The organism is Pectobacterium betavasculorum, from assembly GCF_000749845.1.
Taxonomy (GTDB): domain Bacteria; phylum Pseudomonadota; class Gammaproteobacteria; order Enterobacterales; family Enterobacteriaceae; genus Pectobacterium; species Pectobacterium betavasculorum.
On the sequence record NZ_JQHM01000002.1, the window covers coordinates 167,757 to 179,699 of the forward strand.

At 56.6% G+C, this 11,943-nt stretch carries 3 protein-coding genes and 2 pseudogenes; 1 reads left to right on the forward strand and 4 read right to left on the reverse strand.

Going from position 1 to position 11,943, the window contains the following annotated elements; all coding sequences use genetic code 11:
- Positions 1 to 68: 68 nt before the first annotated feature.
- The 4 genes and pseudogenes from KP22_RS08350 to KP22_RS08360 form a co-directional block, all read right to left on the reverse strand.
- Positions 69 to 8,078 carry a non-ribosomal peptide synthetase gene (locus KP22_RS08350; protein ID WP_052012497.1) on the reverse strand — a complete coding sequence of 2,670 codons (8,010 nt, stop codon included), beginning with the start codon at positions 8,076 to 8,078 and terminating at the stop codon, positions 69 to 71.
- Positions 8,079 to 8,491: 413 nt separating this feature from the next.
- Positions 8,492 to 8,708: pseudogene (locus KP22_RS22380) on the reverse strand (IS66 family transposase); the annotation flags it as partial.
- A 459-nt stretch (positions 8,709 to 9,167) separates the two neighbouring features.
- Positions 9,168 to 9,311 (reverse strand): annotated as a pseudogene (locus tag KP22_RS08355) (IS3 family transposase); the annotation flags it as partial.
- 34 nt (positions 9,312 to 9,345) lie between these two features.
- Entirely contained in the window at positions 9,346 to 10,302 is a 957-nt protein-coding gene (locus KP22_RS08360) for an AraC family transcriptional regulator (protein WP_039303837.1), read from the reverse strand.
- Positions 10,303 to 10,417: 115 nt separating this feature from the next.
- Here KP22_RS08360 and KP22_RS08365 point away from each other — a divergent pair, with 115 nt between their 5' ends.
- Positions 10,418 to 11,605, forward strand: coding sequence for an MFS transporter (locus tag KP22_RS08365; protein WP_039323686.1), 1,188 nt, complete (start codon positions 10,418 to 10,420; stop codon positions 11,603 to 11,605).
- The last annotated feature ends 338 nt before the right edge of the window (positions 11,606 to 11,943 follow it).

An 11,943-nucleotide genomic window follows, 5' to 3' on the forward strand; every position in this document is an offset into this window, starting at 1 on the left:
TTCATCAGCAAACCCACCGCCCGCGCCAATATCAAATTGCACGCGGGCTGGGTTGTTATCCTCCTAACCTATTTCTGCAACAGTGCCTCAACCAGCAATGCGGAGCAGGGCGATTTCAGCAGTTGGGTATGATTGCCTTCGCTGCGCGCATACCGCAATTGAGGAAACAGCGTTTGCCATCCCTCCAGTTGCTCGTTATCTGCGTCGCAAGCCTGTATCAGATAAGGCGTAACCGCCGGTAGCCTGGCTGGAGCATATCGGGTGCGAATATTCGCCGAGAATACCCGGAAAATGCCTTCCACCACGCTTAAGCGGGTATTTTCCGGCATCAGCCCTTGTGCCATCAGGCTACGGTGCAGCGCGACAAGCCGCTGGGAGTGCGTCATCCCGCCGAGAGAAGCGGCATCCAGGCCTAACCGGTACCCTTGCATCTCAAACAGTTCAACCAGTTCAGTCAGCGCCTGTAGGTCGGTATACTCCCGCGCATCGCCCGTTGGAGCGTCCGAATCCGCCAGTACCAGCGACTCGACGGCAATCCCTTCCGCCTCCAGTTTCGTCGCCAGCTCGAGCGCCACCCAACCGCCAAACGAGTGCCCCAGCAGATATAGCGGACCAGAGAGCGTCTGGCGGCGAAGCGCCTGAAAGTAGTGCTCGGCAGCGGTCTCCACGCTGGAGTGGGGTACGTCATCCCCCCACAGACCGCGGGCCTGCAACCCAAGTATCGTCCAGTCACTCGCCACCGATTTCACCAGATCAATAAAGGCGAAGACATTGTCTCCAGCGCCATGAACACACAGTAAGGTTGGGCTATTGCGTTCGCCTGTCTGTAAGGGCACTATCGGCTCATGTCCGTCGTCGCGCGCGTCTGGCACAGCGATACGCCCTTGACTGCGAGCCTGAATCGCTTCAGAAACCATTTTACCCGTTTCACGGACATAGGGCTCTGACACCAGCATCCGGTGTTCTCCGTGCAGCGAAAAGAGACGGATCGCCTCGCGAGGGAGCACCCGATCCCAACCAAGATACTGGCCGCCGTCGTTCGGCTCATCTCGCGCGATAAACAGATCGAGATTCACTGGCAGCGTGGGGACATGATATTTTACCCGCAACAAATCCAGACGGTGACGTATCCAGTTTTGGTAGTAGTCCGGCGACCAACCTGCCGGCAACATCCCCATCTTTTGCCCCAGTTGATAGTGTTCCTGCCAGCTCACCGGTCTACCCGCACGCTCAAGGCAATCCGCTCCCACGATTGCCTCAATATCGCCTCGGATAAGGAAGTCAATCATCGCTTCATCATCGCTCAGCGCGAACAGTTCATCCATCGGCACGATGTGTCCATCGCCTCGCTCTGGCAAGCGGGTATCCAGCATGCCCAGAAATTCGATTTGCTGATCCTGTCCCAACAGTTGCGCAGCAATCTCGTAAGCCAACGTACCACCGAACGACCAACCAAGCAGCCTATAAGGCCCTTGCGGCTGGGTCGAGCGGATTATCCCTACATAGCGTGCCGCCGCGCCTTCCAGTGTTTTGAATGTCGGCAGGTTGCGATCCGGTCCCATCAGCCCATAGACAGGGATATCACTGTCAATACAGGAGGCCAGCAGCGGACCGTAGAGCATTTCAGCGCTGGCTTCTGGCACGATAAACAGCGGACGCTGAGAACCGGAGGCGCGGAACGCTACCGCCCGCTCGTGAACATTCTGAGCGTCGCCGCGTTGTATTTTCTCAGCCAGTAGTCGCAGTTGTGGTGCAGCAAACAGCGATGATAGCGTCAGCTCAACACCCTGTTTGCGAGCCTCATTGATAAAACGTACCGCCAGCAGCGAATGGCCGCCCAACGCAAAGAAGTCATCGTGTCGACTCACCTGCTCAACGCCCAGCAGATTCTGCCAGATAACCGCCAGAATCTGCTCCTCACGCCCCTGCGGCGCTTCATAATCGCCGCGCGCCAGAGCGTACTCATCCGGCGTGGGCAGCGCCTTGTGATCCACCTTGCCGTTCACAGTCAGCGGGATCGTCTCCAGTTTCACATAAGCCGCCGGCACCATATACGCTGGCAACCGTGCGCCAAGCTGCGCTTTCAACTCCCCGGCGCTAATTTCCGCGCCGTCGCCGGCGGTGTAATAGGCAACCAACTGTTTGTCGGCCCCGCTGTTTCGCGCCGCCACGACCGCCTGCGTCACCCCATTGCACGCCTGCAAGGCCGACTCTATCTCCCCCAGCTCGATACGGAACCCGCGGATTTTCACCTGAAAGTCGTTACGCCCCTGAAACTCCAGCGTCCCGTCGACCCGCCAGCGCGCCAGATCCCCAGTTCGGTACATCCGCGCCCCCACCTCGACCGCAAATGGATCGCTCAGGAAACGTTCCGCCGTTTGTTCAGGCAGGTTCAGATAACCGCGGGCCACGCCGCTACCGCCGATATAAACCTCGCCCGTCACGCCGATCGGCACCGGCTGCTTATACTCGTCCAGCAGGTAGACAGCAGTATTGGCTATCGGCCGTCCAATCGGCATGCAGGGGCTGTCGGGATCGGTCTCGTTCATCCGATAGGCCGTAGCGAAGGTCGTCGTCTCCGTCGGCCCGTAGACGTGCATGAAGTTCTGCGGCGCGCCGTGGCGTAGCGTATGGCGGATAAAGCCAAGATCCAGCGACTCGCCACCCACCAGCAGATAACGTAGGCTGGGCAGATAATCCTGCAACGCGTGCGCATACTGATTAAACAGGGCGGTGGTCATAAAGAGCATGCTGACCCGCTGCTCGCGCAACTGTGCGCCGAAAAGCCTGGCGTCCAGCACCGTGTCGCGGCTGAAGATCGCTATACTGCCGCCGTTCAACAGCGCACCCCACAGCTCCATGGTACTGGCGTCAAATGCGGGGTTAGCCAGACAGGCGATACGATCGTCAGCCCGGAAATCGGCGTAGCCGTTGTTGAGCGCCAGCTTCACCACACTGCCGTGCTGCACCATGACGCCTTTAGGCCGCCCGGTTGAACCGGAAGTGTACATAATGTAGGCCAGCGTCGATGCGTTTACCGCAGCCGACGTCGGCATCTCGTCCGCGTCAGAATCGGCGTCATCCCAAGGGCGCACTATATCGACGTCTAGCACGATCAGCTCCGCTGGCAGGATGCTGAAAGCGGCATGTGACGGCGTATTGGTGATTAATACCTGCGGCGTGCTGTCCGCCACGATAAAATGCAGGCGTTCCTGCGGATAGCTCGGATCCAGCGGCACATAGGTGCCGCCCGCTTTGAGGGTGGACAGGATCGCCACAATCAGATCCACACCACGCTCCAGTGCAATCGCCACCCGGCTTTCCCGCCGCACCCCGCGCTCAGCCAGCCAGCGCGCCAGCCTGTCGGCCTGTCGGTTCAGTTCGCCATAGCTCAGCCGTCGGTCACCGTCTATCAGCGCCAGAGCGTCAGGATTCGCCTTCGCCTGCGCCTCAAACAGCGAATGAATACAGGCAGTGGATGGGTAGTCGGCGCTCGTCTGGTTAAAGTCAATCAGCACCTGCCGTCGCTCCGCCTCCGGCAGCATCGGCAGTGACCGTATCGGCTGGTCAGCATTATCCGCCATGCCGCGCAGCAGCGCCTGCCAGTACCCCAGATAACGCCGTACCGTGTCTTCATCGAACAGCGCAGTGGCATATTGCAATCGTCCTCCAATCTGTCCTTCACGTTCATAAAGCTCCAGGCTCAGGTCACATTGGGAGGTCGTCGTCTCAACAGACAGCGACGATAGCGTCACGCCGCCCAGTTCAGCGGTGCTATCCGGCATATTTTGCAGCGTAAACATAACCTGAAAGAGCGGGCTGTACGACAGGCTGCGGGCTGGCGCAACCGCCTCCACCACCTGCTCGAACGGAATATCCGCGTGGCTCTGCGCCTCCAGCGACGCCGTCTTCACCTGCGCCAGCAGCGCACCGGTATCCGGCGACGCCGACAGATCCACCCGCAGCGCCTGGGTATTGACGAACATCCCAATCAGCGATTCGATCTCGCGCCGCCCGCGCCCGGCCACCGGCGTGCCGATCACCACCTCATCCTGCCCGGACAGCCGGCTCATCAGCAGTGACCAGCCGGCCAGCAGCGTCATGAACAGCGTGCAGCCGTGACGCCGGCTCAGCGTCTTCAGTCTGTCGGTCAGTTCCCTGTCCAGCCTCGCCTCAATCTGCGCCCCGGCATAGCGTTGCACCGGGGGCCGCGGCCGGTCCGTCGGCAGCGTCAGGCACGCCGGAATACCGCGCAACTGTTCGACCCAGTAGCGCTGTTGCGCCTGCAACACCTCAGCCTGCACATGCCGGTGCTGCCAGGCCGCATAGTCACCGTACTGAATCTCCAGCGGCGGCAGCGGATCGGGATCGCCCGCGCTGAACGCCTGATACAGCGTCCCCAGCTCCCGCATCAACACCCCGACGGACCAGCCGTCGGCGATAACATGGTGCAGCGCCAGCCGCAGCCAGTGCTCGTCATCGCTTATCCGCACCAGTTCGCCCTGCGCCAGCGGGCCGCGTGTCAGATCGAACACCGGCGCAAACGGCGCAGGCGTTCCGACGCCCGTGGCATCGCACAGCCGCAGCGGAAAACCGCGATCGGCCGGCTCCACTACCTGCACCGGCGCGCCCTCCCGGCTGTCGATATGGGTGCGCAGCGCCGCATGACGCGCCACGATCCGATCCAGCGCCTGACGCAGCGCCGCGACGTCCAGTTTTCCGCACAACCGGAACCCGCCCGCTATCACATAGGCGGCACCGGCTGCTTCGTCCATCTGCGCCAGGAACCACAGCCGCTGCTGAGCCAGCGACAGCGGCGGCATCTCGCCCGCCGCCAGCGGTTCAATGGCCGACAACGCGCCCTTCCCGGCCGTGCCGAGCGAGGCCGCCATATCCTTGAGAGCCGGACGGGCAAACAGTTCCGCCAGCGGCAGCTCACGGTTTAACTCACTGCGAATGCGCGAAATGAGCTGTACCGCCAGCAGTGAATGACCGCCGAGCGCGAAGAAATCGTCCTGCCGGCCCACCGTCTCCAATGCCAATAATTCCTGCCAGATCCCGGCAAGCACGACCTCTTCACGCCCCTGTGGAGCCGTATAAGCCTGCCGAGAAAAGGCCTCTTCCCCCGGCTCCGGCAACGCTTTACTGTCCACCTTGCCGTTCGGTGTCAGCGGAATCTGCGCCAGCACGACATAGGCCGCCGGCACCATATATGCCGGCAACCGCTCGCTAAGGTGTTCTTTAAGTGCTTCGATATCAATGCAGCCCTCATCCTCCTGAGGAACGCAGTACGCCACCAGCCGCTTATCCTGCGCCGCACCGCGCGCCATCACGATCGCCTGCTTGATGTCATCACAAGCCTGTAGCACGGACGCTATTTCGCCCAGTTCGATACGAAAGCCGCGGATCTTCACCTGAGAATCATTGCGCCCCAGATAATCAATCGTACCGTCAGCGCACCAGCGCCCCAGATCGCCCGTACGGTACATCCGTTCTCCTTCTCCAGCGAAGGGGTCGTCAAGGAAACGCTCGGCGGTCAGGTCAGGCCGGTTGAGATAACCCCGCGCAACCCCGGCTCCGCCAACGTACAGCTCTCCCGCCACCCCTATCGGCGCCGGCATCCCGCTCGCATCCAGAATATATAACCGCAGGTCTGCCAGTTGGCGTCCCACCGGGCTTTCCCCGCTCCGCTCCGCGTCGCGTTCATCCAGCAGAGCACGGGTAACGTGCACCGTGGTTTCGGTAATACCGTACATGTTGACCAACTGCGTGCGGCAACCGACGTTCTGCCGATACCAGGGCGCTAACGCCGCCACATCCAGCGCCTCGCCGCCGAAAATAACCCAGCGCAGGGCATGCCTTTCCCCGCTTTCCGCCTGCGCCGCCGTAAGCTGACGGAACACGCTCGGCGTCTGGTTAAGCACCGTCACGCCTTCTTCGCACACCAGACGGTAAAGTGCCTGCGGCGAGCGCGCGGTCAGTTGCGGCACCACCACCAGACGCCCGCCGTGCAGCAGCGCTCCCCAGATTTCCCATACGGAGAAGTCAAAGGCATAGGAGTGAAACAGCGTCCAGACGTCCTGTTCGTCGAACCGGAATGTTTCCTGCGTTGCCGCCAGCAGGCGCGTTACGTTGCGGTGCTCCACCATCACCCCTTTGGGTCGGCCGGTAGAGCCGGAGGTATAGATAATATAGGCCAGATGGTTCGCCGCCAGCCCCAGCCGCGCCGGGCTGATATTCGCCGAAGGGCACTGCTCCCAGGGCCGCGATTCCGCATCCAGCACAATCAGGCCAAGCCCCTGAGGCAGTTCGCCCAGTTGCGGCAGGAGCGCCCGTGTGGTGATCAACACCGCCGGTTCGCTGTCTTCCAGCATGTACTGCAACCGCTCCTGCGGATAGCTGGGATCCAGCGGCACGTAGCCGCCGCCGGCCTTCAACGTCGCCAGAATGGCGACGGGCAACTCGCAGCTGCGTTCAAGCGCGATCGCCACACGGCTGTCCGGGCGTATGCCTAGCTCGATCAGCCAGTGCGCAAGCTGATTGGCGCGGGCGTTCAGTTCGCCGTAGCGCAGCGACTGCGCCTGACAAACCACCGCCGTGGCATCCGGCCGCGCCTGCGCCTGCGCTTCAAATTGTTCATGGATACAATGCGTTGACGGATAGGTGCTCTGCGCGGCACCCCACTGCATGAGCGTGTCACGCTCTTGAGGCGATAGCAGTTCGTAATCGCCCACTTTTCTAGGCAGATTATCTTCGGCGATCGCGAAAAAGTACATCAGGCGGCGAAGGTGACATGCTAAATCATCTTCATCGTACAGGGAGGCGTTGCCCGTCAGGCACAGCTCCAGGCCATGGGTTGTGCCACGATCGAGTACCGTGATCATAAGATCATCCGACGGGCCAAGCGCCAAATTGTGCACGGCGACTCCCGCATCGCCAAAACGTATGTCGTCGTACTGGAAAGGAATGATGTTGATCGAGGTGGAGTACAGCGGACTGCCCTGAGCGATCAAGCCCAGATCGGCGCTAATGGATTCGCCACGATAGCGCTGGTGCCTCCCGGCACCATATAACACGCTTTTCGTCTGACTAAGGCACTCTGCGATACCGTCGTCGTCCGACAGCCGCAGACGCAGCGGCAACACATTGCTGACCATACCCGGAAAGCGGCGAAAATTGCTACCGGAGCGTGCCGTCATCGGCAGCCCCAGCAACAGATCGTCCTGGCTCGTTATTCTCTTAAGATAAATGGCTATCAGGCTAATCAGTAACTGTGGTAAGGCCACGCCATGCCGGCTGGCAATATCCCGCAATTGAAGATGGCTGTGTTGCGGTAAGTATTGCTGCCGACGGACAATATCGGAACACGTCGCTTGCCTCTGCGCCAAACTTACCGGAGCTGGTTGGTCGATAAGCTGTTTCATCCAGTATTGACGGTCCTGCTCATAGCGCGTTGATGCTTCATACGCGTTATTGGCGTCCAGCACGTCCGTCAGGGAGGCAAAAGAATCGCCACGGGGATGATTGCCTGCCAGAAGATCGGAATAGACTTCAGCCATACGCCGTACGAGCAAAGCCGCACCATACCCATCAAGAATAGCGTGATGATAACTGTGGTAGAAAAAAAATCGTTCGGGTGCCAATTGAAGAAGGGCGAATGAGAAAAGCGGACCGCGCGACAGATTAAAGGGAGTATTTTGATCGTTTCGCATCCATCGCTCTGCCGCCGCTGTGGAATCAGATTCTTGACTAAAATCAAGCAGCGGGAAAGTCCAGTCGGACGGCAGATCGAGACGCTGGCAGGGGCCTTCTGGCGTATTATGCAAGGTCATCCGCAGAGACGGTGCTTCTTCAACGACAATTCTGGCCGCTTTTTCAAATATCGCCGTATCCAGAGGGCTAAGGATTTCAAGATATTCAGCGGCTTTGAATACCTGGGGTTTAGCGCTGTGGTTTAGGTGTTGGGCGAACCACATCCCCCGCTGCGCGGAAGATAAGGGGAAAATAAGGTCGCATTGCGCATTTTCCCTATTACCCACTGGTTGCAGATTACACAAAAGTGCCTTTTTATCAGACATAGGATTCCCTCCCTGTTTGGCGTATTTAATCAGAGATTAATATTTATCGCTTTGAATATAATTAGCATGTTAATACTTATTGAATATGGTTAGTATATTAATATTTCAACTAACACTTCCCTTATTTAACTGCCATTCTTCCACATCATGAAAACGTTGACTTTACTATCCATCCACTACCTAAAAGATTCATAACATAGTGATTTTAGCAAAGTATAAGTGAAATTAATCATGATAGATATAGGAATAGAAATACAGCCATAGCGTTAAAGTGAAAACAAAAAATGTCAACCGATCATTAAGAAATAATTTTAAAATAGCAAAATAATAAATAATGAGAAATAATAATAGTTCGATTTATAATTAATGTAGGCGTCACATACAGACCGTATTAAAGCCAAGACGGAGGTAAGATCCACGCCGTTAAGACTACAGTTACCAATCAGTGAGTACAGAACAGCGGTATGCTCATCACCTTCGTCTAAACCAGCGAGCAATTAGTTTTTCCGGCGCAGGGCGTTCTCCGCGATATTATTGTCTATCTCTGCCCAGCCGTTAATACAACAAGTTCAGAGCATCCAACTGCTTCAGCAGGTACATGAACGCCTTCGCTATATCTGAGTGTCGTGTAGTCCCGCAATGGTATTAGTCAATGCAACCGCTCCGAAACTCGGCTCAAGCGTTTCTCATCATGAGAAACTCACGACTGCAAACAGTCATTGAATGACTAATAACCAATCCTTCATCAGACATAATCATTAATAAATAATGATTATGTCTGATGAGGGATATTACAGGCAGTAATTGGTAGCTCAGTCATAAACTCTGGGAAAAAATCTCTGCTCTTATTCTGGAACACAAAAATCATCGCTCGCTGAGTGCGCATCGTAAACGTGTTAATAGTCGTGCCGTAATGATCGCAATCTTCTCTGTGCCAGGACAAGCTGACAATGGAATGCGCTCAACGGCACTGGAATAGTTAATCAAGCTCTGCCGATCGTCGGTTTCAGGAGTAGTTCACTGTAGATTTTTTTGAGCAATTCTAGCAGCTAAACGTTACCGACTAATCATGGTTGTCGATGGCTGAGTATTCGAGCCGCTGGCGCTGAAGTTCTGCTTTCGCAGGTTTTCCGATACCGGCAGCTCATCAGCAAGGCGTGGCGCACCATAGCGCGGTTTTGCCTCAGTGAGTGCTTTACGGACAGCCTCATCACAAATGAGCCGGAACTGCTTATTATTCGGGTTCACATACCCTGTACATTACCCATCAAACCTCCTCAGAAGTCTGACTGGTTTCCCGCAGCATTCCCGGTGCATGACCCACAATGCGTTTAAATGCCCGGCTGAACGCCGCCAGCGATCCGTAACCCAGACGTAACGCCACGGTTTCAATCGGCTGATGCTCATGACGGATGTACTGGACAGCCAGACGCATGCGCAGCTCGCTGAGATATTTTACAGGTGTGGTGCCCGTTGCTGAGAGAAAGCGTTCGGCAAAAACGGAACGGGAGGTGCCTGCCTCTTTTGCCAGTTCCGCCACGCTCCAGTTAACGCCCGGATTCTGATGCATCGCGTAAATCGCCCGGCTCAGTCGCGGATCGCGCAGTACCTGCACCCAACCCGTCGCTTTACCGCACCCTGCTTCAACCCACCCTCGCACGATGAGCGCCGCGACCACATCCGCCAGCCGCGCCAGAATGCCCGCAAAGCCCACCTGACGTGCCATCGATTCACGTTCCATAGCCGCAAGAAGGGGATGAATTTCCGGCCAGGTCGACATCAGGCGGCTCACCATCATGACTTCCGGCATCGCTTTGATCAGCGGCTGCATTCCGCCTAGTTCAAAATCCATGCATCCGCTGAAGATCACTGTGTTCTCGTTATCCGGGCAGGGTTGGCAGTCAATCGCAGAGACCGAATTGCAAATCGATTCGCAGGGAAACGCAGACACCGGCGTGGCGTCAACCTTTTCATCAGAGAGCAGCGCATGCGAATTCCCGTTGGGGATAAACAGCGCATCACCGCTTTTTAGCACAAACGTCGCGCCACTCTCCATGCGCAACAGCGCCGTCCCCTGACTGACAAAGTGAAACTGCGCTTTGCCGGGCACATAGTGGAACGCCACACCAAATGGGGCATGGGTCTCAATTCGGCGATATGTCACCCCGGAAAGACGCATCCCACGCAAAAGCTCGCTGATCAAATCGGGTGACTGAGCGGTCATAGCAGCAACTCCGGACGAATAATCAATAAGTGAAGATTATATGCCATAGATCGTCCATACGGAACGCTCTATTCTTTGTGACGGTTGTCACATTTTTCTAACGGGAGAGCAACAGATGAATTCATGCATCGCGGCAAGTGAGGCCATTACGCCCACCAAGCCCGCCTGGAGAGCCGTCTATTCACTGGGGCTGGGGGTATTTGGTCTAATTACGGCTGAGTTTTTACCGGCTAGTTTATTAACGCCGATGGCAGCAAGTTTAGGCATCACAGAGGGAATGGCGGGCCAGGCGGTGACCGCAACGGCTCTGGTCGCGCTGGTAACCGGGTTGCTCATCACGCCCGCGACCAAAAGTATCGATCGTCGTTGGGTATTAATGTTTTTCTCAGTGCTGCAAATTATCTCCAGCCTGCTAGTGGCATTTGCCCCTACTCTGAACGTGTTGCTAGTGGGGCGCTTACTACTAGGGGTTGCCATTGGTGGATTCTGGGCCATGTCCACCGCCACAGCGATGCGCCTTGTACCTGAGGATAAAGTGCCTAAAGCGCTAGCGGTTATCTTCTCCTGCGTCTCGATTGCTACCGTCGTTGCCGCGCCGCTTGGCAGTTACCTGGGGAGTTTGATTGGCTGGCGAAACGTCTTTATCCTCTGCATTCTGCCGAGCATTGTGGCGCTGTTTTGGCAGATGTGGGTGTTACCATCAATGAAACCGGAAAGCAGTGGCAGCCTGGGAACCCTGTTTCGCGTGCTGCGCCGTCCGGGCATGATCGGTGGATTGCTGGCAACCGTGCTGATCTTTAGCGGGCATTTCGCCTTCTTTACCTACCTACGACCGTTTCTGGAAACCGTCGGTCAGGCAAGCGTCGAAAGCATTTCCTTGATTTTACTTGGCTTTGGTCTCGCCAATTTTGTCGGCACCTCGATTGCCGGTTATCTATTGGCACGAAACTTACACCTGACGCTGGCGCTAGTGCCCTTTGTGATGGGCGTTCTGGCGCTGACCATGGTCGCCTTTGGACATCTGGCAATACTGGACGGCCTGCTGGTGGCGATGTGGGGATTTGCGTTTGGTCTGGTTCCCGTGGGCTGGTCAACCTGGCTTGCGACCACCGTACCGGACGAAGCTGAAAGCGCGGGTGGCTTACTGGTGGCATCGATCCAGTTTGCTATCGGGGCTGGTGCCGCAGGGGGCGGGCTGATATTTGATCTTAACGGGGCAAGCGGCGTGTTTGCTGGCAGTGGATTATTGCTGGTATCAGCAATGGTGATTGTTTTTGCCGGCGTGCGAGTTAGAGCACAATAAAACGGTACGCCAAATCCAAGTGCGGGTGTGGTATCTGCCACTTACCCGTTAGAACGACATGAGCCATGATTACAGTCTGCTAAATCCCTAGAGCAAGGAGTCGGCCATCATAACCGCGCAGGAGCGGGCAGGTACTGAGTTGCAGAAACATCCGAAATAACGACTTGAATACAGCAACGGTTCAAAAATGATAAAAGCCCTGACTGTGTTAGCCAGGGCTTTTAAGGTACTACAGACTTAATATTTAACATTAATTGACTTAATAACGTCTTACTACTATTGGTACTGCTTCAAATGTACACGTTTATAACAGATAATATTGGGTACTAAAATTAACT